This is a genomic window from Bradyrhizobium huanghuaihaiense, assembly GCF_025200885.1.
In the GTDB taxonomy this organism is placed as follows: Bacteria; Pseudomonadota; Alphaproteobacteria; order Rhizobiales; family Xanthobacteraceae; genus Bradyrhizobium; species Bradyrhizobium huanghuaihaiense.
The window spans coordinates 6,353,934-6,377,026 of record NZ_CP104172.1; the positions used below are offsets into that span (position 1 = coordinate 6,353,934).

Here is a 23,093-nt window from a genome sequence, read left to right on the forward strand (position 1 = left end):
AGATATCTCGCAAATTCAAAGTCTTGCGCGCATAGGACCGTTGCGGCCGCTGTCCCGCTGCAGCGATTGGGGCTTTACAATTCCGCGGCCAGAGCGCATGTGACCCGATCCCGCGATATTTCGCCGCACCCTCAGTCCGTCAGTTGAATCTTGGCATAATGAATACCAAGATGCGGGCCGCGCGCGCATAAAAATGATCGGCGCCTTCGGGAGGATTTTATGACGGACATGGTGCAGGCAACGGCCCCTACAGCCGCGCGCGTTAGCGACACGTATCGCTGGGCGCAATTGGCGATCGGTGTAGCGGCCATGGTGATGATCGCCAACTACCAATACGGCTGGACGTTCTTCGTCCCCGACATCCAGAAGAAGTTCGGCTGGGATCGCGCTTCGATCCAGTGGGCCTTCACGCTGTTCGTGCTGTTCGAGACATGGCTCGTGCCGGTCGAAGGATGGTTCGTCGACAAATACGGCCCGCGCATCGTGGTTCTCGTCGGCGGCGTGCTCTGCGCCATCGGCTGGGCGATCAACGCACAGGCCACCTCGCTCAACGGCTACTATCTCGGCATGATCATCGCGGGCATCGGCGCCGGTGGCGTGTACGGAACCTGCGTCGGCAACGCGCTGAAGTGGTTTCCGGACAAGCGCGGTCTTGCCGCGGGCATCACGGCGGCGGGCTTCGGTGCAGGCTCCGCCCTCACCGTCGCGCCGATCCAGGCCATGATCAAGGACAGTGGATTCCAGACCACCTTCCTCTATTTCGGCCTCGGACAAGGCATCATCATCTGCATCCTCGCCTTCTTCCTGCTCGCGCCGAAAGCGGGCCAGGTGCCGCAGGTGGTGGCGAACGCCAATATCATCCAGACCCGGCGCAACTATCAGCCGACCGAAGTGCTGCGCCAGCCGATCTTCTGGCTGATGTACTTCATGTTCGTGATCGTCGGCGCGGGTGGACTGATGGTCACCGCGAATCTGAAGCCGATCGCGGTTGACTGGAAGGTCGACAGCGTGCCGGTGACGCTGATGGCAGTGACGATGACCGCGGTGACCTTCGCAGCGACCATCGACCGCGTGCTCAACGGCCTGACGCGCCCGTTCTTCGGCTGGATCTCCGACAATATCGGCCGCGAGAACACGATGTTCATTGCTTTCGGCATGGAAGGCTTTGGCATCTGGATGCTCTACCTCTGGGGCCACGATCCGGTCTGGTTCGTGCTGCTCTCGGGCTTCGTGTTCTTCGCCTGGGGTGAGATCTACTCGCTGTTCCCCTCGACCTGCACCGACACGTTCGGCGCCAAGTTCGCGACCACCAATGCCGGCCTGCTCTACACCGCCAAGGGCACCGCCGCGCTGCTCGTCCCGGTCGCAAACCTGATGCAGCAGTCGTCGGGCACCTGGGACAGCGTGTTCATCATCGCGGCCGGCGCCAACATCCTGGCTTCGCTGCTGGCGATCGCGGTGCTGAAACCCTGGCGCAAGGTCGTGGTCGCGAAATCGACCCTCTGACACGCTTCACACAGTAACTCCAGGCAACAACGCCCGGCCTCGCGGCCGGGCGTTTTCGTTTGCCCGAAGCCTTCCTGGGTTCCGATAACCCGAACGGAACCGGGCATTTTCTTGCGTCACGGCGTGAGATAGGGCTTGCGTTCTGGAATATGGTATACCAATGTCCCCGCCGCGCTTGCGACGATAAGCCACAACATTTGCGACACCGGGTCATCTTGCAATCCCAAGTCGCAATCAATCAGGCGCGTTGGGAGGTTCTTGATGATTTCCAGCACGGACGGCGCCGTCACGGCCGCGCCTCTTCGCACCGGTTTCCGTTGGCTCCAACTCGGCATGGGCATCGTCTGCATGGCGATGATCGCCAACCTGCAATATGGCTGGACGCTGTTCGTCGATCCGATCGATGCGGTCCACCACTGGGGCCGCGCCGCGATCCAGCTCGCCTTCACCATCTTCGTCGTCACCGAGACCTGGCTGGTGCCGGTCGAGGCCTGGTTCGTCGACAAATACGGCCCGCGCATCGTCATCATGTTCGGCGGCGTGATGATCGCGCTCTCCTGGGTGCTCAACTCCTACGCCGACTCGCTAACTCTGCTCTACGCGGCCGCGGTTGTCGGTGGCATGGGCGCCGGCGCCGTGTACGGCACCTGCGTCGGCAACGCGCTGAAATGGTTTCCCGACCGCCGCGGCCTTGCCGCCGGCGCGACCGCCGCGGGCTTCGGCGCGGGCGCCGCGCTCACCATCGTCCCGATCGCGACCATGATCGCATCGAGCGGCTACCAGCAGGCGTTCCTCACCTTCGGCATCGGCCAGGGTCTGATCGTGTTCGTGCTCGCCTTCTTCATCCAGCCGCCGCGGATCTCGATCCCGCCGAGGAAGAAGCAGCTCAATTTGCCGCAGACCAAGATCGACTTCACCCCGCCGCAGGTGCTGCGCAGCCCTATTTTCTGGGTGATGTACCTCGTCTTCGTCATGGTCGCCTCCGGCGGCCTGATGACCGCGGCGCAGATCGGCCCGATCGCGCACGACTACAAGATCGCCGACACGCCGGTGACGCTCGCCGGCTTCCAGATGGCGGCGCTGACCTTCGCGATCTCGCTCGACCGCATCTTCGACGGCTTCGGACGCCCCTTCTTCGGCTGGGTCTCCGACACCATCGGCCGCGAGCACACCATGTTCATCGCCTTCGGCACCGCCGCGGTGATGCTCCTGACGCTGTCGGCCTATGGCCAGAATCCTGTTGTCTTCGTGCTCGCGACCGCGGTGTATTTCGGCGTGTTCGGCGAGATCTACTCGCTGTTCCCCGCGACCTGCGGCGACACCTTCGGCTCCAAGTTCGCAACGACCAACAACGGCATGCTCTACACCGCCAAGGGCACCGCCTCGTTGCTCGTTCCGCTCGCAAGCGTGATCTCGGCAACCTATGGCTGGAAGGCCGTGTTCGTGGTGGCGGTGGCGCTGAACGCAACGGCGGCGCTGATGGCGCTGTTCGTGATCAAGCCGCTGCGCCGCTCCTTCATCCTCGGCAAGGAAGCCGAGAGCGCCAGCACGGCAACGGGCAACGCCAAGACCGAGACGGCGTAAGCAACCAACACACCAGAGCTTTCAAGAAGGGGCGCAGCGATGCGCCCCTTTTCTTTTTTGCCCGCCGACAAACGTCAGTATTGCTGCCGCAAGATTTTTCGGATCAGCCAAATCCAGCGCTTGACGATTGGCATTATGTATACCACACTTCCTCCTGTCATTCACCCAGGGAGGTCGCAATGCTGGTCGGAGACATTCTGCGCAAGAAGACGCCGCGCGTTGTCACGGTGCGAATGAACGAAACGGTGGGTATCGCCGCCAAGCTGATGCGCGCCAACAATATCAGCGCGCTGGTGGTCAAGGACGTGGTCCGCTCCGAGGGCAACACCGCGGTCGGCATGTTCACCGAGCGCGACGTGGTGCGCGCGGTCGCCGAGCACGGCGCCAATGCCGTCAACGTCAAGGTCTCGCAGCTCGTGTCGGTGCAGCAGCTCGTCTCCTGCACCTCCTCGGACACCATCGAGCACGTGCGCCATCTGATGAACCGGCATCACATCCGTCACTTGCCGGTCATCGACGATTACAGCCTCGTCTCGGTCATCAGCATGCGCGACATCGCCGCTGCGATGGACGAGGCGATCAACGGCACGCCGCAAGCGGCAGCCTAACAAGCGGCAAAACTTCCCCTGCGACTACCGGCCCCGGCTCGGATCCATCCGAGCCGGACCGGATCTTTCGTCCCAAAATCCGGTCTCTGCTCGCGAGGATTTCATGAAGATCTGCATCTACGGCGCCGGCGCGATCGGCGGATATCTCGGAGTTCAGCTCGCGCGCGCGGGCGCCGACGTCAGCCTGGTCGCACGCGGCGCGCACCTCGCCGCCATGCGCGAGCGCGGCCTGACGCTGCTCGCCGGCGAGGAGACGCACACCGTGCATCCGCGCTGCACCGACGATCCCACCGAGCTCGGCGTGCAGGACTACATCATCATCACGCTGAAGGCGCATTCGATCACCGGCGTGATCGAGAAGATGCAGCCGCTGCTCGGGCCGCACACCCGCATCGTCACCGCCGTCAACGGCATCCCCTATTGGTATTTCTACAAGCACGGCGGCCAATACGAGAACTCGACGCTGGAGAGCATCGACCCCGGCGGTCGGCAATGGCGCGAGATCGGCGCCGAGCGCGCCATCGGCTGCATCGTCTATCCCGCCACCGAGATCGAGGCGCCGGGCGTGATCCGTCACGTCTACGGCAACAATTTCCCGCTCGGCGAGCCCTCCGGCGAGGTCACGTCCGACGTACAGCGTCTCGCCGATCTCTTCGTCGCCGCCGGCCTGAAGGCGCCGGTGCTCGACCGCATCCGCGACGAGATCTGGCTCAAGCTCTGGGGCAATGTCTGCTTCAACCCGATCAGCGCGCTGACCCACGCCACGCTCGACGTGATCTGCACCGATCCCGCCACGCGGGCGCTGTCGCGCGCGATCATGGTGGAGACTCAAGGCATCGCCGAGACGTTCGGGGTCAAATTCCGCGTCGACGTCGAGCGCCGCATCGAGGGCGCCCGCAAGGTCGGCGCGCACAAGACCTCGATGCTGCAGGATCTCGAGCGCGGCCGCCCGATGGAGATCGACCCGCTCGTCACCGTGGTGCAGGAGATGGGCCGCCTCACCGGCATCGCGACGCCGGCACTCGACTCGGTGCTGGCGATGGTGAGCCAGCGCGCCCGCATCGCCGGTCTCTATGACGGCGTCTCGACAACCGATCCGCGTGCACTGGCGGTGGCGTGATGGCGGGCGAGATGAAGAAGTGGCTGCGCTTTCGCCATGCCGGCACGGCCGGTTTCGGCACGCTGACGTCCTCCGGCATCGGCGTGCACGAGGGCGAGCTGTTCGGCCGCAATGCCGCGACCGGCAAGACGCTGGCGCTGTCGGAGGTCGAGCTGCTCGCGCCCTGCGCACCGAGCAAGATCGTTGCGCTCTGGAATAATTTTCACGCGCTCGCGGCCAAGCTGAACCAGCCCGAGCCGCCGGAGCCGCTGTATCTGCTGAAGGCCACCACCAGCATCACGACGCCGGGCGCCGTGATCCGCCGCCCCTCCTACTACGACGGCAAGACGACTTACGAGGGCGAGCTCGGCATCGTCATCGGCAAGACCTGCGCCCGCGTGTCGCCTGCGGAAGCCGACGGCTTCATCTTCGGCTACACCTGCGTCAACGACATCACCGCCAACGACATCCTGACCAGCGATCCGACTTTCCCGCAATGGGCGCGCGCCAAGGGCATCGACGATTACGGTCCGTTCGGTCCTGTGATCGCGACCGGCCTCGATCCCGCAAAACTCACCGTGCGCACCATCCTCAACGGCGCCGAGCGGCAGAACTATCCGATCTCGGACATGATTTTTTCGGCGCAGGAATTGGTCAGCAGGATCTCCCAGGACATGACCCTGCTCCCCGGCGACCTCATCGCCGTCGGCACCTCAGTCGGCGTCGGCGTGATGAAGGAGCCGGTGAACACGGTCACCGTTGCGATCGACGGCATCGGCGAGCTCACCAACGAGTTTCGGCTGTAGCGTCAGACGCAGTGCCGTAGCCCGGATGGAGCCAACGGGTCGGCGCCAAGCGCCGCCCGATGACAGGCTCCGCGTAATCCGGGACCTTCGCATGACGATGGACCGACCCGGATTGCGCTTTGCTCCATCCGGGCTACAGGCTACGGCCCGACCATCATTCCCCGGCGCAACTCCATCGTGGCCCAGGAATAAAGGCTCGCCGGTCATGTTCGCCGCAGCGCGGCAAAATTGATCCTGCGCAAATCGCGCCGTCGCGGCCGCCATTATCCTTCCCGGCAACAGATCGGTTTTCTGATGCCAGGGAGGACGCCATGTCGAATGCCGCTAATGCACTTTTGTGGACGGCTCTGTACTTTGCTCTCTCGTTCGCTGCGATCTTCGTGGTCTGGTTCGCCGACAAGATGCGCTCGAACTTCCTCGGGAAATGAGAGCGAGCAAGAGGCCGTAGCCCGGATGAGCGGAGCGACGTCCGGGACAGACCTTGACGTGGTCCTGCATGTCGCCGCCTACATGCGGTCTACGATTCTCTCTCCGTGCTTCCGGGGCGCGACGAAGTCGCGAGCTACGGTGCGCAATTGCGCACCTGAGAATCCATAACCACGACGGCGATTGGGTGAGACGTTGCGCGCCACGCCGACCTCGCTTCAACACAACCGCCTGTGGTTATGGATTCCGGGCTCGGCGCTGCGCGCCGCCCCGGAATGACGGCGGAGTATGTTGGCAGCCACGGCCCCAACCGATCGGGAAAATCCGGCACCTCTCTACGCCGCTCCACCGATCGGCTGACGCAACCAGTCGTGGATTTCGCGCCGCCACGCGCATCCGGCAACCCGCTCGCCCTTGATCTCGGTTCCGCTCTCCAATAGCAATCATGGCGAAATTGTGTGCCGGCGTGAGGAATTCACGATGTGGCTGTTTTTCCTGGTTGCCTGGTTTGCCCTGCTCGCCGTCATCGCGATCCTCGGCCAGCAGGCGTTCGGTTACGACGTCGGTCACCTGCCGGCGTGGTTCGCGGCCCTGTCCGTGCCGCAGCGCATCGCGGCCGGCACGATCCTGGCCGCAGGCCTGGCGCTGATCGGCGCAACCGCCTGGCGGCTCTCGCGCCAGGACCGGCGCCTCGACACGCTGCGCGACCGACTGAAGAAGACCCGGGAAGACGTCGTCGTCGCCCATGCCCTGCAAAACCACCTCGATGCCACCGTCCAGCACCTGATCGAGAGCGATCCACGGGAGGCCGTCTCCGCCCTTCACGACAAGCTCGGCGAGACCGAGCAGCGCGCACTGCTGCAGCAGGGCCGCAACGAAGCCACCGACATGCACGACCAGCTCGCGGAGATCCGCCGCCGCCAGCAGGCGCTGCGCGAGATGGTCGGCAAGATCGCCGACCAGCGCCGCGCGGTCGAGCCCGTCTTCACCGAGATCCGCGACCGCCAGAACCAGCTCGAACGCTCCCTGCACGACCTCGAGACCGACGACCGCAAGAACAACCTCGCCGATCGCCTGAAGGACATCGCGCGCGACGTGTCGGCGCTGCTGACACGGGTGAGCGCGGTCCAGGACACGTTCGCGACCCTCAACCAGTACAAGGAGGATCTGGCGAAGTCCCATGCCGAGCTGGCGCCGCTGCGCTCGACCGACGCCGGCATCAACGCCCTGATCGGCGAGCTCAGCCTCAGCCATGACCGCCTCGAAAAAAGCATCGACGAGCTCGAGACCGGCGGCGAAGCGCCGCTCGGCAGCCGCGTCGAGACGCTGTCGAAGAACAAGATCGAGATCGAGCAGCGCCTCGTGCGCATCGATGACAGCTTCAACATCCTGAAAGGCATCCGGCTCGACTTCGAGGAGCTCGGCCAGCGCCGGGGCCAGCTCGAACGCGCGATCGCGGAGGTCGAGACCGACGGCGACGGCAAGAGCCTCATTGAGCGCCAGAATGCGCTGAACGATTTTGTCCTGCAGTCGCGCCAGCGCCTCGGCGCGTTGCAGGAGACGCTGGCGACGCTGAACGCCTTCAAGACCGAGCTGTCGAAGTCGCAGGCCGACCTCGTCCCGCTGAAGGCTCCGGTGTTCGGCATCGAGGCGATGATCGCGGAGGTCAGCACCACCCGCGACCTCCTCGCCAAGACCGTCGGCGAGATCGAGGCGAACGCCGGAGTCACCCTCGACTCGCGCGTCGACGCGCTGACGAAAAGCAAGCGCGAGGTCGAAGACCGCCTCGCCCGCGTCTTCGAGAATTTCAATGCGCTCGATGCCCTGCGCAAGGACATCGGCGGCATCTTCGCGACGATCAGGAACAGCTTGAACCGGATCGGGTGAAGCGCGGCTGCTGTAGCCCGGATGAGCGATAGCGACATCCGGGACGCATGCGGCCACAAGCACCCCGGATATCGCTGCGCTCATCCGGGCTACGACACCGCCAGCCGGCCCCGAAACATCCAGACACATCACATCTGCTTACGCCCGATCAATGCCGCCAACATGTCCCGTGCGCGCCGCAACTTGGACGCATTCGGCCGCCCTTCTGTGAGGCGTGTCTGGGGGCACGGCCTGGCCGTGTTTGGACCAAACCTTCTAGGGGGTATGACTGTGAAGAAGATTGTATTTGTTCTGGGTGCCACGTTCGCTCTGGTGACGGCCGCGAATGCCGCGGATCTGCCGCGCCGGCAGCCCGTGCCGGTCTATCCGGCGGAGCAGGCCCCGATCGGCAAGATGCCGATTGGAAAGAGCCCGGTTGGCAAGGCCCCGATCGGCAAGGCGCCCGGCCCGGTCGCGGCGCGCTACTGACGCGCAGACTCTGCGTAAGCGGCCGACAGTCGAGGGGACATAGCGTGACGAACAGAGCTGATCGATCGGGATCCTGCATCCTCGCGGGGCTCGCCCTCGCGGCGATGATCGCATGCACGACGCCCACGGCCTCGGCCCACGAAGCGAACAAGCGCGTTGCCGATGCCAACGCGCTTGCCACGTCCGAGACCGCATCGCGGCCTCAACCGCAAGCGACGCGGCGCCCCGTCGCGCGCGCGGAGAAAGGCCCCTACTACGTCGACTTCCGCGCCAGGACGGCGGCGAGCTGGGGCCATGCCTTCGTCTGGTACGGCAAGACCAGCGAGAAGGCGGTCGAGGTCGCGGGCCTGACGCCGGCCGGCGACACGCTCGCTTACGTGCTCGGCCACATCACCTTTGTGCCGTCCGAAACCGGCGCGAGCTACGGCGACCTCGATCCGGAATATCTGACCGCGAACTATCGGGTCTACCTGAACGAGGCCGACGCCAAGCGCGTGTTCGCCTACATCAAGAAATTGCAGGCGAACTCGCCGGTATGGAACGCCGAGACCGCCAACTGCACCGGCTTCATCGGCGATATCGCCGAGTTCATGGGCCTAGAGGTCCCCAATCGCTGGCAGCGTCCGGAAAAGTTCGTCAACCGCCTCAAGGAAATGAACGGCGGCCGGCAGATAGTGCGGCTGTCGGCGGAGTAGCTCTGCCGTCATTGCGAGCGCAGCGAAGCAATCCAGAATCCCGCCGGGGAGAGAGTCTGGATTGCTTCGCTACGCTCGCAATGACGGGGTTGAAGCAGCGAGCACTTCTCTATGACGTCACCCTGAGGTGCGCGCTCCGCGGCGCATCGCGCCGCTGAGCGAGCCTCGAAGGGCGACGCCCGGCTCTCACAGCGTGGCCGCTCATCCTTCGAAGCTCCCCATGGGACGCGTTGCGTCCCATGCCTCGCACCTCCAGCGACAACCGCTTCGCGGTTGCGCGGGGATGACGGAGTGAGGCCCAAATTATCCGCCCGGCGGAATCCCCCTCACGCCCCGCATGACACCCCGCCCTCACCGCACGGCCCCGCAATAGACTTTTGCCACCCCCGGCGGCATCCTGCTGCCATCAAACGATAACAGAGCGCCACGCGGGGCGCGGGGGAAACAGATCATGCTGCAGACACGGTTCACCAGGCTCGTCGGCGTCGAGCACCCGATCGTCCAGGGCGGCATGCAATGGGTCGGGCGGGCCGAGCTGGTCGCCGCCGTCGCCAATGCCGGCGCGCTCGGCTTCATCACCGCGCTGACGCAGCCGACGCCGGAGGATCTGACCAAGGAGATCGCGCGCTGCCGCGACCTCACCGACAAGCCGTTCGGCGTCAACCTCACCATCCTGCCCGCGATCAAGCCGCCGCCTTACGCCGAATACCGTGCCGCCATCATCGAGGCCGGCATCAAGGTGGTCGAGACCGCCGGCAACAAGCCGCAGGAGCATGTCGACGAGTTCAAGAAGAACGGCGTCAAGGTCGTGCACAAATGCACCAGCGTCCGCCACGCCCTCTCGGCCGAGCGCATGGGCGTCGACGCCATCTCGATCGACGGTTTTGAATGCGCCGGGCATCCCGGCGAGGACGACACGCCCGGCCTGATCCTGATCCCGGCCGCCGCCAACAAGGTCAAGATCCCCATGATCGCCTCCGGCGGCTTTGCCGACGCCCGCGGCCTCGTCGCGGCGCTGGCGCTGGGTGCGGAAGGGATCAACATGGGCACCCGCTTCATGGCCACCAAGGAGAGCCCGATCCACCAACTCATCAAGGAGAAGATCGTCGCCAATGACGAGCGCGAGACCGAGCTGATCTTCCGCACCATGCGCAACACCTCGCGCGTCGCCAGGAACGAGATCTCGACCAAGGTCGTCGCCATGGAGAAGGAGGGCGCCAAGTTCGAGGACATCCGCGAGCTCGTTGCGGGGGCCCGCGGCAAGATGGTCTATGCGACCGGCAATTCGGATGAAGGGATCTGGTCGGCCGGCCAGGTGCAGGGCCTGATCCAGGACATCCCGAGCTGCGGCGAGCTGATCTCCCGCATCGTGCGCGAGGCCGAAGCGATCATTCGCAGCCGGCTCGAAGGCATGATCGCTCCAAGCGCGCAAGCTGCGGAATAATCACTGCAAGAAGCGAGAGTAATTCATGAAGGCTTACGTCTACGGCCCTGAAGGCGCTCGGATTTCCGACGTCGCTCAACCAAAGCCGAAAGGCACGCAGGTGCTGGTAAAGGTCCGCGCCTGCGGGCTGAACCGCGCCGATACCGGCATGCGCAAGGGTCACGCCCATGGCGCGGCCGGCGGCGTCGGCACCGTGCTCGGAATGGAATGGGCCGGCGAGGTTGCCGAACTCGGGCCCGATGCGAAGGGCGTCAAAGTCGGCGACCGCATCATGGGATCCGGCGGCGCGGCGTTTGCTGAATACACGCTGGCCGATCACGGCCGGCTGTTCCGCGCGCCCTCGAACATGAATTTCGAGGAGGCCGCCACCCTCCCCGTCGCGCTGGCGACCATGCACAACGCCGTCGTCACCGTCGGCGGGGTGCAGCCGGGGCAAGCCGTGCTGATCCAGGGGGCCAGCTCCGGCGTTGGCCTGATGGCGATGCAGATTGCAAAACTCAAGGGCGCCAGGCTCGTGATCGGCTCGTCGACCGATGCCTACCGGCGCGGCCGGCTGAAGGAATATGGCGCCGACCTCGCGGTCGACTCCTCCGACCCCAAATGGGTCGACGAGGTGCTGAAGGCGACGAACGGCGAAGGCGTCGACCTCATCATCGACCAGGTCTCGGGCAAGGTCGCAAACCAGAACCTCGCCGCGACCAAGGTCCTTGGCCGCATCGTCAATGTCGGCCGGCTCGGCGGCACCCATGCAGATTTCAACTTCGACCTGCATGCGGCCCGCCGCATCAGCTATATCGGCGTCACCTTCCGCACCCGCACCATCGAGGAGGTCCGCGCGATTTTTGAGGAGGTCCGCAAGGACATCTGGGGCGCGGTGGAGTCGCGCAAGCTGCAGCTGCCGATCGACAAGGTCTATGCGTTCGACCAGATCGACCAGGCGTTCGAGCACATGGAGGCGAACAAGCATCTGGGGAAGATCGTGGTGACGCTTTAAGGGGCAGACTCGGCCAAAGCGACGGTCCCGTAGGGTGGGCAAAGCGGCTCGTCCGCCGTAGCTCGAAGAGCGAAGGCGGAAGCGTGCCCACGATCTGTATCCATCACGGACGGATGGTGGGCACGGCGCTTTGCGCCTTTGCCCACCCTACGAGACCGAGCTCGTAGCAGCGAGCCACCATTCAATTCAGAAGCATTCGCAATGGCTTCGCTCCTGCAACTCACTTGCGACTACAGCTGTGGATCGCCGCTTGATGTTCAGCCTCAGGCTGCTAAATCCCCGCCATGAACTCCCAGCACAATAAAACCTCGGTCGCGGCCATCTCGATCTTCGCCAGCGGCGGCATGGCGGCGGCCAAGTTCGTGGTCGGGATCGCGATCGGCTCGCTGGCGCTGATCTCCGAGGCCCTGCATTCCTCGATCGACCTGGTCGCGACCATCATCACCTGGGCGGTGGTGCGGGTGTCCGACAAGCCGGCGGATGAAGAGCACCATTACGGCCACGGCAAGCTGGAAAGCATCTCCGCACTGGGCGTCACCGCCCTGCTCTACGTGCTCGCCGGCGGCATCCTGGTCGAATCCTATAGCCGGCTGCGCGAGGGGACGCCGCCGCCGACCATCTCGGCCGTGCCGTTCGTCGTGCTGGTGATCGACATCGCCGTCAATCTCTGGCGCGCCCGCGCCCTGCACCGCGCCGCGCGGGAGACCCGAAGCCAGGCGCTCGCCGCGGATGCGCTCCACTTCGCCTCCGACGTGATGGGCTCCTGCGCCGTGATCGTCGGCCTGATCCTCGCCGCCCTCGGCTTCTGGTGGGGTGACGCCGCGGCCGCCGCCGCGGTCGCCGTGATGATCGCGCTGCTTGGCCTGCGCATGGCCGGCTCGACCGTGCAGACGCTGCTCGACCGCGCGCCGGAGGGCGCCCAGGAGAGGGCCACGGCCGCGATCAGGAGCGTTCCCGGCGTGATCGACGTCGAGCGGCTGCGCGTGCGCATGGTCGGGGCGACCACCTTCATCGACACCATCGCAAAGGTGCCGCGGACCTACCCGATCGACCGCGTCGAGGAGATCAAGCGCAAGGCACAGGCCGCCGTCGACAAGGCGTTCGGCGATGCCGACCTCACCTTCACCCCGGTCCCGGTCGCGCGCAACAACGAAACCGTCCGCGACCGCATTATGGTGATCGCGCGCAATTCGAGCCTCGCCATCCACCACGTCACGGTGCACGACCTCGGAGCCAAGCTGATCGTCGGCATCGATCTCGAGGTCGATGCCGGGATGCGGCTCGACGCGGCCCATGACATCGCCAATACGCTGGAGCGCAACATCAAGGAGGAGTTCGGCGAGGACGTCGAGGTCGACGTCCACATCGAGCCGCTGGAACCGGAATTGCCGTTCGGCGTCGACGCCGCGCCGGAAAGGGTGCAGACCATCGCCGCCGCGCTGGCCGAGTTCGCCGGCGAAGGCGAGATCCACGACATCCATAATGTGCGCGTCCGCAACACCGACGCCGGCGAGATCGTCAACTTCCACTGCCGCGCCGCGCCGTCGATGAGCGTGATCAAGGTGCACGAGCAGGTCGACGCGATCGAGCGCGCGTTGCGCCGCGCGTTTCCGAGCGTGAAGCGCGTCATCAGTCACGCCGAGCCGCCGCGCATGTGACGCGGATTGCGCGAGGAGTCACACGTTCCCGTTTCGGACTCCTCGCCCACGTGGGTTTGCGGACGCGTGATGCGTAAACTGCGCGTTGGATAAGAATAATTTCGCGTTAACGATTCGTTGACTCTCGACAGCCCGGCAAAACTGGATTCAAATCGGTCTGATTCGGAAGCGACGTGGGGCTGCCTCCGAACTCAAGTTGCAAGCAGGGTTTTCAGGGGGCCGAAGGCATGTCGCGTGCAGACGCCGCGAACGCGTGCGTCCAATCCGATTCGATCAAGGGATTGGCGCAATCGATCGCGAAACCTGCCTATCATCGGCTGCTGATCGCAGAGCCGGCGTTGCGCCGTGCCGTGCCAACGCTCATCATCGCGTTCCTGATCACGATCTGCCTCGGCGCGTTCGTGCAGGTCGTCGATCAGACGCGCCAGAAGCGGCTGGTGATCCGGCATGACATCTCCGCGCTCGCCGACCTGCTCGCCGAGCGCATCGACCGCCTCACCTCGTTGCGGATCGAGCGGCAGAAGAACATCGAGCGCCTGCCGACGCTGCTGCCCGACCTGATCCCGTCCTGGGGCACGGCCAGCGGCCGCCACGTCATCGTCACCTCGGCCGGGATCGACCGCCGTCTCCTCGCCCGCATTCCCATCGACAGCGACCCTTCGGGCAACGACCGCCTGCTCGATGCCATCACCACGGCGCAGCTGCTTGCGGCGCCGCCGCGCGACGGCAACGTCTCCGACATGACGCTGCCGAGCGGCAATGCTGCGATGGCCACCTCGCGGCAGATCAAGTCGCTGCCCGGCTTCGTCACCGTGATCCAGGAGCGCAACGAGCCGATCTGGGGCTCGGACGCCGCGCTCTCGGTGACGCTGTCGGCGACCACCGGCTTCGTGGTCCTGATCCTCGGCTTTGCCTTCCACTGGCAGTCCACCCGCGCCCGCGAGGGCGACCTCATCAACGACGCCGTGCGCGGCCGGATCGACACCGCGCTGAATCGCGGCCGCTGCGGGCTGTGGGACTGGGACCTGTCGCGCGGCCGGATCTTCTGGTCGCAGTCGATGTTCTCGATGCTCGGCCTCGACGGTCGCCACGAGCTGCTCACCTTCGGCGAGGTCAACGCGCTGGTGAAATCCGACGACATCGACCTGTTCGAGATCGCCGACCAGCTCATCTCCGAGAAGATCGACCACATCGACCAGACCTTCCGCATGCAGCATGTCGACGGCCACTGGATCTGGCTCCGCGTCCGCTGCGAAAAGACCCGCGGCGCGACCGATTCCAGCGTGCATCTGATCGGCATCGCGGTCGACATCACCGAGCAGAAGAGCCTCGCCGAGCGGACCGTGGAAGCGGACCTGCGGCTGCGCGACGCCATCGAGACCATTCCGGAGGCCTTCGTGCTGTGGGACGCGAGCGACCGCCTCGTGCTCTGCAACTCGCACTTCCAGCGCCTGCACAAGCTGCCAGACAGCGCCGTCATTCCCGGCACCTCCTACGAGACCGTGCTCGAGGTCGGCCGCATGCCGGAGGTGCGCACCCGCCACAACGAGACCGCTGCCCAAGGCCCGGGCGCGCGCACCTTCGAGGCGCAGCTCGACGACGGCAGCTGGCTGCACATCAGCGAGCGCCGGACCAAGGACGGCGGCTACGTCTCGGTCGGCACCGACATCACCCGCATCAAGGAGCACGAGCAGAAGCTGGTCGACAACGACCTGCGCCTGCGCGCGACGGTCATCGACCTCAAGCGCTCGCAGGCCGCGCTGGAGCGCCAGACCAACGAGCTCGCCGACCTCGCCGAAAAATACCAGCGCGAGAAGACCCGCGCCGAGGAAGCCAACCAGACCAAGTCGAAGTTCCTCGCCAACATGAGCCACGAGCTGCGCACGCCGCTCAACGCCATCATCGGCTTCTCCGAGATCATGGGAAGCGGCATGTTCGGCGAGCTCGGCAGCGAGAAATACCAGGAATATTGCCAGGACATCCTGACCAGCGGCCACTATCTGCTCGAGGTCATCAACGACATCCTCGACATGTCCAAGATCGAGGCCGGCCGCATGAAGCTCGACATGGAAGAGCTCGACCTCGCGCGGACGCTCGCCGAATCCCTGCGCGTCGTCTCCCGCCGCGCCGAGGACAAGCACCTGACGCTCGATGCCGACATCGGGACATCGATCTCGGTCGTCGCCGACCGCCGCGCCACCAAGCAGATCATCGTCAACCTGCTCTCCAACGCGGTGAAGTTCACGCCCGACGGCGGACGGATCGTGGTGCGCAGCCGGCAGCTCGACGACAGGATCGTACTGATGATCGCCGACACCGGCATCGGGATCGCACCGCACTCGCTGGCGCGGCTCGGCCGCCCCTTCGAGCAGGTCGAGAGCCAGCTCACCAAGACCTATCACGGCTCTGGGCTGGGCCTCGCCATCGCCCGCTCGCTGGCCCAGCTCCACGGCGGCTCGATGCGGCTGCGCTCGAAGATCGATGTCGGCACCGTCGTCCGGGTGACGCTGCCGCGCGATGCCGTGAAGGGGGCCGGGATATCGGCTGCGGCCTAGAGGCGGCTCGAGGTTACGTGCCCGCGGCCATCCTTCGAGACGCCCGCCTGCGGCGGGCCCTCAGGATGAGGGCAGCGTGCGCGGCAGCAGTGCCAAAGGCATCCAATGGCGCGGAGCCTCATCCTTGTAAGTCACGACTCACTGGATCGGATAGAGTGTCCGATGCGGTAACGGACGGGAGACCGCTTCATCCAAGGGCCTTGAAGCCCGTTCCTCAGCGCGGCGCCCCGTCCGTTGTTCCATTGAACCCGAACAGTCGCGGGGGCCGCCTGGCGAGCCCGGTTGCGCAAGGATGGGTGCAGATGGACGCGATCTATGTTGGCATTGATGTGTCGAAGGACCGGCTGGACGTGCATGTCCGTCCGATCGGAGAAGTGTTTGCCGTAGCGCGCGATGGCAAGGGCCTGGAAGAACTTGTTGCGCGCCTTCTGAGCTGTTCGCCGACGCTGGTTGGGGTGGAGGCGACGGGAGGCTTCGAGACCGTCGTCGCCGCGGCACTGGCCGGCGCCCAGCTGCCGCTGGTGGTGATCAATCCGGCCCAGATCCGGCATTTCGCACAGGCCATCGGTCAGCGCGCCAAATCGGATCCGATCGATGCGGCAGTGATCGCAAGGTTCGTCGAGGCGGTGAAGCCGGCCTTGCGCCCCGTCCCGGATCAGCAGGCGCGGCTGCTGGCCGAGTTGGTCGCTCGCCGACGGCAGATCATTGAGATGATCGTCGCCGAACGCCAGCGCGAGCAACGGGTTGAGAACGTCCGCATCCGCAAGGGCCTTGCTCGCCACATCAAGCTGCTCGAGAAGGAACTGCCGGATATCGACAACGACATCGACACACTGGTGCGCGGTTCGCCGGTCTGGCGGGACAAGGAGGATTTGCTGATCAGCTTTCCCGGTGTTGGCAACACACTCGCGCGCACCCTCCTTGCCGAAGTCCCCGAGCTTGGCGCGCTCAATCGGCGCCAGATCGCAAGCCTCGCCGGACTTGCCCCGTTCGTCCGCCAGTCCGGCCGATGGAAGGGCAGGAGCAAGATCGGCGGAGGCCGATCCGCCCTGCGGGCGGCCCTCTACATGGCCGCTCTTTCGGCGATCCGGTGCCATCCGCAGCTCAAGGTCTTCTATCGCCGCCTGGTCAGCGCCGGTAAGCCGAAAATGGTCGCCCTCATCGCCGTTGCCCGCAAGCTCCTGACCACCCTCAACGCCATGCTCAGGGACCGAAAACCATGGCAAACCGCTTGACGAAGAACACAGTCGCTGAGGAGCCCGCGAAGCGGGCGTCTCGAAGGACGAGGCGCTTGCTCAGACCCGCCCGCCCTGGCCCTATAGCTGCAGCGTCGGCGCGACCTCTCGCGCCACATTGACCAGCGCCGCGATCAGCGGCGTCATCGGATCGCGCTGCGGGATCACCATGCCGATGCTGTAATTGACCTCGGGGTCGACGATCGGGATCGACCGCACCGTATCGGACAGGCCAAGCGTCTCGGCGAGCTTGGCCGGCATCACGCTGGCCCAGCGTCCCGTCTTCACATGCGTGAACAGCACCAGGAGCGAGTTCGAGGTCAGCGTCGGCGTCGCCTCCGCGCCGACCGAGCGCAGCGCGCGGTCGATGATGCGGCGGTTCTGCATGTCGGGCGTCAAGAGGCACAGCGGCACCTGCCCCACTTCCTTCCAGGTCACCGTCTCGCGGTCACCGAACATTCCGTCCGGCGCAGTCAGCAGGCGATAGCTTTCATTGTAGAGCGGAATGGTGCGTACCTTGCCGATCGGCTCGTTCTCGATATAGGTCAGCCCCGCATCAACCTCGAGATTTTCGAGCAACCCGAGCACCTCCGATGAGGTCGTCGAGCGGATGCTGAAACGCACCTCGGGATGCCGGGCGCGGAACGGCGTCGTCAGTGCGGCGACCATGCCGAGCACGGTCGGGATCGCGGCAATGCGGATCTCGCCGGAGAGCTGGTGCTTCAGCCCGTTGATCTCGTCACGCATGGCGCGGGCATCGCCCACGATCCGCCGCGCCCAGTCCAGCGCCCGTTCGCCCTCGGGGGTGAAACCCTGGAAGCGGGAGCCGCGCTGGACCAGCATCACGCCGAGGATCTCCTCGAGCTGCTTCAGCCCGGTCGACATGGTCGGCTGCGTGACCCCGCAGGCCTCTGCCGCGCGTCCGAAATGCCGCTCCTTCGCCAGCGCCAGCAGCAGTTCAAGCTTATCGATCAACCGGTTGTCCCCTCGGATTCTGTGTTGGCATGCAAGCTAGCATGCCGGGCCTGCACCAACACGCAAAAACCGGCAGCCGATGCAATCTTCATTACCAGTCCGTATCGACCGATTGCGGTTGCAAATCGATCTGAATTCGCAATCGCAGCATGAGACAGCTTTATTGATCTTCGAATGATTCCAAATACTTTGCACGGAAGGAACGCTCAGGTTGAGAACGAACAATGACAACGCTTTACGAACCTCGTTACGAACCTTGGGACGAAGCGCGCGGCGCTGAGATCATCGCCGAACATGCCGGGCAGGAAGGCGCAACGCTGGTCATCCTGCATGCGCTTCAGGAGGCATTCGGCTACGTGCCGGAGGCGGCGATTCCCATGGCTGCGCAGGCGCTGAATCTGTCGCGCGCCGAGGTGCATGGCGTCTTCACCTTCTACCATGATTTCCGCCACAAGCCGGCCGGCCGCCACGTGCTGAAGCTGTGCCGCGCGGAAGCCTGCCAGGCTGCGGGCGGCGATGCACTGGCCGCACGCGCCGAGACGAAGCTCGGTGTGGCGCTCGGCAACACGACGGCCGACGATCGCGTCACGCTGGAGCCGATCTACTGCCTCGGCCTTTGCGCGACTGCCCCGTCCGCGATGCTCGACGGCCGCCTCATCGGCCGGCTCGACGAGAAGCGCCTCGATGCACTGGTTGCGGAGGCACAGCGATGAGCATGCGGATATTCGTCTCGCGCGATGCAGGCGCGGTCGCCGTCGGCGCCGATGAGGTTGCGCTGGCACTGGAACAGGCTGCGGCCAAGCGTGGCATTGCGATCGAGATCGTCAGGACCGGATCGCGCGGCATGTATTGGCTGGAACCGCTGGTCGAGGTCGCGACCCCGCAGGGCCGGATCGCCTTCGGCCCGGTGACCGAGGCCGACGTCCCCTCCCTGCTCGACGCGCTCGCCAGCAACACGCCGCATCTCTTGCGGCTCGGCGCGATCGACGAGATCCCCTGGCTGAAGCGCCAGACCCGCCTCACCTTCGCCCGCTGCGGCGTGATCGATCCGCGCTCGCTCGAAGACTACCGTGCCCATGGCGGCTACAAGGGCTTTGAACGCGCACTCTCGCTCGGACCTGATGCGATCCTGAATGAGGTGACGGCTTCGGGCCTGCGCGGCCGCGGCGGCGCCGGCTTCCCGACCGGGATCAAGTGGAAGACCGTCGCGCAGGCCAAGGCCGATCGCAAGTTCATCGTCTGCAACGCCGACGAAGGCGACAGCGGCACCTTTGCCGACCGCATGATCATGGAAGGCGATCCCTTCCTGGTGATCGAGGGCATGACCACCGCCGGCATCACCGTCGGCGCGACCAAGGGCTACATCTACATCCGCAGCGAATATCCGCACGCGGTCGAGGCGATGAATGCCGCGATCGTGGCTGCCAGGCGCGGCGGCTATCTCGGCGACAAGATCGGCGGCTCGACCTACAGCTTCGATATGGAAGTGCGCGTCGGCGCCGGCGCCTATGTCTGCGGCGAGGAGACCTCGCTGCTGGAGAGCCTCGAAGGCCGCCGCGGCATCGTGCGTGCCAAGCCGCCGCTGCCGGCCCATCACGGCCTGTTCGGCAAGCCGACCGTCATCAACAACGTGCTGTCCTTCGCAGCGATCCCCTTCATCCTCGCCGAGGGCGCCAAGGCCTATGCCGATTTCGGCATGGGCCGCTCGCGCGGCACGATGCCGATCCAGCTCGCCGGCAACATCCGCCACGGCGGCTTGTTCGAGACAGCATTCGGCGTGACGCTCGGCGAGCTCGTCGACGACATCGGCGGCGGCACGGCGACCGGCCGCCCGGTTCGGGCCGTGCAGGTCGGCGGCCCCCTGGGTGCCTACTTCCCCCGCGCCCTGTTCGACACGCCGTTCGACTATGAGGCCTTTGCCGCGCGCGACGGCCTGATCGGCCATGGCGGCATCGTCGTGTTCGACGACAGCGTCGACATGCGCAGGCAGGCGCGTTTCGCGATGGAGTTCTGCGCCGTCGAATCCTGCGGCAAGTGCACGCCGTGCCGGATCGGCTCCACCCGCGGCGTCGAGACCATCGAGAAGATCATCAACGGCGAGCGCGTGCATGAAAACCTCGCGCTGGTCGAGGACCTCTGCAACACCATGAAATTCGGCTCGCTCTGCGCGCTCGGCGGCTTCACGCCCTATCCGGTGCTCAGCGCATTGAAGCACTTCCGGGAGGATTTCGCACCCATCCCGACCGCGCTTCAGGCCGCGGAATAGGAGAACGACAATGTCTCTGATCGAAGAAATCGACTACGGCACGCCGCGCTCCAAATCGGAAACGATGGTGACGCTAACCATCGACGGCAATGAGGTCACCGTGCCCGAGGGCACCTCGATCATGCGGGCGGCGATGGACGCCGGCCACCAGATCCCGAAGCTGTGCGCGACCGACATGGTCGACGCATACGGCTCCTGCCGGCTCTGCCTCGTCGAGATCGAGGGACGCGCCGGCACGCCGGCCTCCTGCACCACGCCCGTCATGAACGGCCTCGTCGTGCACACCCAGACCGAGCGGCTAAAGAAGCTGCGCAAGGGCGTGATGGAGCTCTACATCTCCGACCATCCGCTCGACTGCCTCACCTGCGGCGCCAATGGCGATTGCGAATTGCAGGACATGGCCGGCGCGGTCGGCCTGCGCGACGTGCGCTATGGCTACGAGGGCGAGAACCACGTCTTCGCCAAGAGCCACGGCTGCGACAACGACCACTGGATGCCGAAGGACGAGTCCAACCCGTACTTCACCTATGATCCCTCCAAGTGCATCGTCTGCTCGCGCTGCGTCCGCGCCTGCGAGGAGGTGCAAGGCACCTTCGCGCTGACCATCTCCGGCCGCGGCTTCGACAGCCGCGTGTCGCCCGGCATGAGCGAGAGTTTTCTGGGCTCCGAATGCGTCTCCTGCGGCGCCTGCGTGCAGGCCTGCCCGACCGCGACGCTGACGGAAAAGTCCGTGATCGAGATCGGCCAGCCCGAGCACTCCGTGGTCACCACTTGCGCCTATTGCGGCGTCGGCTGCGCCTTCAAGGCCGAGATGCGCGGTGAGGAAGTCGTGCGCATGGTGCCCTACAAGGACGGCAAGGCTAATCGCGGCCATTCCTGCGTCAAGGGCCGCTTCGCCTGGGGCTACACCAATCACAAGGAACGCATCCTGAAGCCGATGATCCGCGACCGGATCGAGGATCCCTGGAAGGAAGTGTCCTGGGACGAGGCGTTCTCGTTTGCCGCCGCCAAGATGCGCGGCATCCAAAAGAAGTACGGCCGCGACGCCATCGGCGGCATCACCTCGTCACGCTGCACCAATGAAGAGACCTATCTGGTGCAGAAGCTGATCCGCGCCGGCTTCGGCAACAACAATGTCGACACCTGCGCGCGCGTCTGCCACTCCCCGACCGGCTATGGCCTCGCCACCACCTTCGGCACCTCCGCCGGCACGCAGGATTTCGACTCGGTCGAGGACACCGACGTCGTCGTCGTGATCGGCGCAAACCCGGCGTCCGCCCATCCGGTGTTCGCCTCGCGGCTGAAGAAGCGGCTGCGCCAGGGCGCCAAGCTGATCGTGATCGATCCGCGTCGCACCGAAATGGTGGAATCGCCGCATGTGAAGGCGTTGCACCTGCCGCTGATGCCCGGCACCAATGTCGCGGTCATGACGGCGCTGGCGCATGTCATCGTCACCGAAGGCCTCGTCAACGAAGCCTTCGTGCGCGAGCGCTGCGACTGGGCCGAGTTCGAGGAATGGGCGGCCTTCGTCGCCCAGCCGAGCAACAGCCCGGAAGCCACGGCCATCCTCACCGGCGTCGATCCGAAGGACCTGCGTGAAGCCGCGCGGACCTACGCCACCGGCGGCAACGGCGCCATCTATTACGGTCTCGGCGTCACCGAGCACAGCCAGGGCTCGACCACCGTGATTGCGATCGCCAACCTTGCGATGGTCACAGGCAATATCGGCCGTCCCGGCGTCGGCGTGAATCCGCTGCGCGGCCAGAACAATGTGCAGGGTTCCTGCGACATGGGTTCGTTCCCGCACGAGCTGCCCGGCTATCGCCACATCTCGGGCGATGCCGTCCGCGACCAGTTCGAGGCGCTGTGGAACGTCGAGCTCAACCCCGAGCCGGGCCTGCGCATTCCCAACATGTTCGACGCCGCGGTCGAAGGCACGTTCATGGGCATCTATGTGCAGGGCGAGGACATCCTGCAATCCGATCCCAACACCAGCCATGTGGTGGCGGCGCTGTCGGCGATGGAATGCGTCATCGTCCACGACCTCTTCCTGAACGAGACCGCCAACTACGCCCACGTCTTCCTGCCCGGCTCGAGCTTCCTCGAGAAGGACGGCACCTTCACCAATGCCGAGCGCCGCATCCAGCGCGTGCGCAAGGTGATGACGCCGAAGAACGGCCTCGCCGACTGGGAGGTCACCATCGGCCTTGCCAAGGCGATGGGCTTCGAGATGAACTACAGCCACCCTTCCGAGATCATGGACGAGATCGCGGCGCTGACCCCGACCTTCGCCGGCGTCTCCTACGCCAGGCTGGACGAGCTCGGCTCGGTGCAGTGGCCCTGCAACGAGAAGGCGCCCGAGGGCACGCCGGTGATGCATATCGACGGATTCGTCCGCGGCAAGGGCAAGTTCGTCGTGACCGAATATGTCGCGACCGACGAGCGCACCGGCCCGCGCTATCCGCTGCTGCTCACCACGGGCCGCATCCTCAGCCAGTACAATGTCGGCGCGCAGACGCGGCGCACCGATAACGTGGTCTGGCATGCCGAGGATCGCCTCGAGATCCATCCGCACGACGCCGAGCAGCGCGGCGTGCGCGACGGCGACTGGGTGCGGCTGAAGAGCCGCGCCGGCGAGACCACGCTGCGCGCGGAGATCACCGACCGCGTCGCGCCCGGCGTCGTCTACACCACCTTCCACCACCCGGACACGCAGGCCAACGTCATCACCACGGAGTATTCGGACTGGGCGACCAACTGTCCCGAATACAAGGTGACGGCGGTGCAGGTCTCGCCCTCGAACGGCCCGTCCGACTGGCAGAAGGCCTATGACGCGCAGGCGCGGCAATCCCGCCGCATCGTACCAGCCGAGGCCGCGGAGTAACGG

At 65.4% G+C, this 23,093-nt stretch carries 18 protein-coding genes; 16 read left to right on the top strand and 2 right to left on the bottom strand.

Annotated features, from left to right (window positions below):
* Positions 1-219: 219 nt before the first annotated feature.
* Positions 220-1,506, top strand: coding sequence for an oxalate/formate MFS antiporter (gene oxlT, locus N2603_RS30110; protein ID WP_260384979.1), 1,287 nt, complete (start codon positions 220-222; stop codon positions 1,504-1,506).
* A 116-nt stretch (positions 1,507-1,622) separates the two neighbouring features.
* Here oxlT (N2603_RS30110) and N2603_RS30115 read toward each other — a convergent pair whose 3' ends face one another.
* Positions 1,623-1,781 (bottom strand): hypothetical protein, encoded by a 159-nt coding sequence (locus N2603_RS30115; protein ID WP_158646913.1) that lies wholly within the window; start codon positions 1,779-1,781, stop codon positions 1,623-1,625.
* On the opposite strand from N2603_RS30115, the gene oxlT (N2603_RS30120) reads away from it, so the two are divergent.
* From oxlT (N2603_RS30120) to N2603_RS30175, 12 genes are all read left to right on the top strand, one after another.
* Complete coding sequence (gene oxlT / locus N2603_RS30120) at positions 1,768-3,090, top strand: oxalate/formate MFS antiporter (protein ID WP_260384980.1); 1,323 nt, start codon at positions 1,768-1,770, stop codon at positions 3,088-3,090. The two genes, N2603_RS30115 and oxlT (N2603_RS30120), sit on opposite strands and share 14 nt — an antisense overlap.
* 179 nt (positions 3,091-3,269) lie before the next feature.
* Positions 3,270-3,698: a CBS domain-containing protein gene (locus N2603_RS30125; protein WP_183241135.1), complete on the top strand. Its 429-nt coding sequence runs from the start codon at positions 3,270-3,272 to the stop codon at positions 3,696-3,698.
* A 103-nt stretch (positions 3,699-3,801) separates the two neighbouring features.
* Positions 3,802-4,818, top strand: coding sequence for a 2-dehydropantoate 2-reductase (locus N2603_RS30130; protein WP_260384981.1), 1,017 nt, complete (start codon positions 3,802-3,804; stop codon positions 4,816-4,818).
* A gap of 11 nt (positions 4,819-4,829) precedes the next feature.
* Entirely contained in the window at positions 4,830-5,603 is a 774-nt protein-coding gene (locus N2603_RS30135; protein ID WP_260384982.1) for a fumarylacetoacetate hydrolase family protein, read from the top strand.
* A 906-nt stretch (positions 5,604-6,509) separates the two neighbouring features.
* On the top strand, positions 6,510-7,916 hold the full coding sequence (locus N2603_RS30140) for a hypothetical protein (RefSeq protein WP_260384983.1): 1,407 nt from the start codon (positions 6,510-6,512) through the stop codon (positions 7,914-7,916).
* Between the two features lie 264 nt (positions 7,917-8,180).
* Positions 8,181-8,384, top strand: a complete 204-nt coding sequence (locus N2603_RS30145; RefSeq protein ID WP_260384984.1) for a hypothetical protein — start codon at positions 8,181-8,183, stop codon at positions 8,382-8,384.
* A gap of 44 nt (positions 8,385-8,428) precedes the next feature.
* Positions 8,429-9,079 (top strand): hypothetical protein, encoded by a 651-nt coding sequence (locus tag N2603_RS30150; RefSeq protein ID WP_260384985.1) that lies wholly within the window; start codon positions 8,429-8,431, stop codon positions 9,077-9,079.
* A 451-nt stretch (positions 9,080-9,530) separates the two neighbouring features.
* Positions 9,531-10,523 carry an NAD(P)H-dependent flavin oxidoreductase gene (locus N2603_RS30155; protein WP_260384986.1) on the top strand — a complete coding sequence of 331 codons (993 nt, stop codon included), beginning with the start codon at positions 9,531-9,533 and terminating at the stop codon, positions 10,521-10,523.
* 25 nt (positions 10,524-10,548) lie between these two features.
* A complete protein-coding gene (locus N2603_RS30160; protein ID WP_260384987.1) occupies positions 10,549-11,517 on the top strand; it encodes a zinc-binding dehydrogenase in 969 nt (322 codons plus the stop codon).
* A gap of 284 nt (positions 11,518-11,801) precedes the next feature.
* A complete protein-coding gene (locus N2603_RS30165; protein ID WP_260384988.1) occupies positions 11,802-13,175 on the top strand; it encodes a cation-efflux pump in 1,374 nt (457 codons plus the stop codon).
* A 227-nt stretch (positions 13,176-13,402) separates the two neighbouring features.
* The gene (locus N2603_RS30170) at positions 13,403-15,730 is read left to right on the top strand and encodes an ATP-binding protein (protein ID WP_260384989.1); all 2,328 of its coding nucleotides are present in this window, start codon (positions 13,403-13,405) and stop codon (positions 15,728-15,730) included.
* A 302-nt stretch (positions 15,731-16,032) separates the two neighbouring features.
* Complete coding sequence (locus N2603_RS30175) at positions 16,033-16,965, top strand: IS110 family RNA-guided transposase (protein WP_260384990.1); 933 nt, start codon at positions 16,033-16,035, stop codon at positions 16,963-16,965.
* An 81-nt stretch (positions 16,966-17,046) separates the two neighbouring features.
* On the opposite strand, the gene N2603_RS30180 is transcribed toward N2603_RS30175, so the two are convergent.
* A complete protein-coding gene (locus N2603_RS30180; RefSeq protein WP_018647772.1) occupies positions 17,047-17,940 on the bottom strand; it encodes a LysR family transcriptional regulator in 894 nt (297 codons plus the stop codon).
* Between the two features lie 224 nt (positions 17,941-18,164).
* Between N2603_RS30180 and N2603_RS30185 the strand changes: the two genes are divergently transcribed.
* From N2603_RS30185 to fdhF, 3 genes are read left to right on the top strand one after another with little or no spacing between them, the layout of a single operon-like run.
* Positions 18,165-18,653 carry a formate dehydrogenase subunit gamma gene (locus N2603_RS30185; protein WP_260384991.1) on the top strand — a complete coding sequence of 163 codons (489 nt, stop codon included), beginning with the start codon at positions 18,165-18,167 and terminating at the stop codon, positions 18,651-18,653.
* Positions 18,650-20,206: a formate dehydrogenase beta subunit gene (locus N2603_RS30190; RefSeq protein WP_260384992.1), complete on the top strand. Its 1,557-nt coding sequence runs from the start codon at positions 18,650-18,652 to the stop codon at positions 20,204-20,206. The genes N2603_RS30185 and N2603_RS30190 overlap by 4 nt, the downstream gene beginning before the upstream one ends.
* A 10-nt stretch (positions 20,207-20,216) precedes the next feature.
* The gene (fdhF, locus tag N2603_RS30195; protein WP_260384993.1) at positions 20,217-23,090 is read left to right on the top strand and encodes a formate dehydrogenase subunit alpha; all 2,874 of its coding nucleotides are present in this window, start codon (positions 20,217-20,219) and stop codon (positions 23,088-23,090) included.
* Positions 23,091-23,093: the final 3 nt, after the last annotated feature.

Bases quoted from the DNA above. Each gene is read 5' to 3' on its own strand.
- oxlT (WP_260384979.1), top strand. From the start codon at position 220: ATGACGGACATGGTGCAGGCAACGGCCCCTACAGCCGCGCGCGTTAGC.
- oxlT (WP_260384980.1), top strand. From the start codon at position 1,768: ATGATTTCCAGCACGGACGGCGCCGTCACGGCCGCGCCTCTTCGCACC.
- N2603_RS30125 (WP_183241135.1), top strand. From the start codon at position 3,270: ATGCTGGTCGGAGACATTCTGCGCAAGAAGACGCCGCGCGTTGTCACG.
- N2603_RS30130 (WP_260384981.1), top strand. From the start codon at position 3,802: ATGAAGATCTGCATCTACGGCGCCGGCGCGATCGGCGGATATCTCGGA.
- N2603_RS30135 (WP_260384982.1), top strand. From the start codon at position 4,830: ATGAAGAAGTGGCTGCGCTTTCGCCATGCCGGCACGGCCGGTTTCGGC.
- N2603_RS30140 (WP_260384983.1), top strand. From the start codon at position 6,510: ATGTGGCTGTTTTTCCTGGTTGCCTGGTTTGCCCTGCTCGCCGTCATC.
- N2603_RS30145 (WP_260384984.1), top strand. From the start codon at position 8,181: ATGACTGTGAAGAAGATTGTATTTGTTCTGGGTGCCACGTTCGCTCTG.
- N2603_RS30155 (WP_260384986.1), top strand. From the start codon at position 9,531: ATGCTGCAGACACGGTTCACCAGGCTCGTCGGCGTCGAGCACCCGATC.
- N2603_RS30160 (WP_260384987.1), top strand. From the start codon at position 10,549: ATGAAGGCTTACGTCTACGGCCCTGAAGGCGCTCGGATTTCCGACGTC.
- N2603_RS30165 (WP_260384988.1), top strand. From the start codon at position 11,802: ATGAACTCCCAGCACAATAAAACCTCGGTCGCGGCCATCTCGATCTTC.
- N2603_RS30170 (WP_260384989.1), top strand. From the start codon at position 13,403: ATGTCGCGTGCAGACGCCGCGAACGCGTGCGTCCAATCCGATTCGATC.
- N2603_RS30175 (WP_260384990.1), top strand. From the start codon at position 16,033: ATGGACGCGATCTATGTTGGCATTGATGTGTCGAAGGACCGGCTGGAC.
- N2603_RS30185 (WP_260384991.1), top strand. From the start codon at position 18,165: ATGACAACGCTTTACGAACCTCGTTACGAACCTTGGGACGAAGCGCGC.
- N2603_RS30190 (WP_260384992.1), top strand. From the start codon at position 18,650: ATGAGCATGCGGATATTCGTCTCGCGCGATGCAGGCGCGGTCGCCGTC.
- fdhF (WP_260384993.1), top strand. From the start codon at position 20,217: ATGTCTCTGATCGAAGAAATCGACTACGGCACGCCGCGCTCCAAATCG.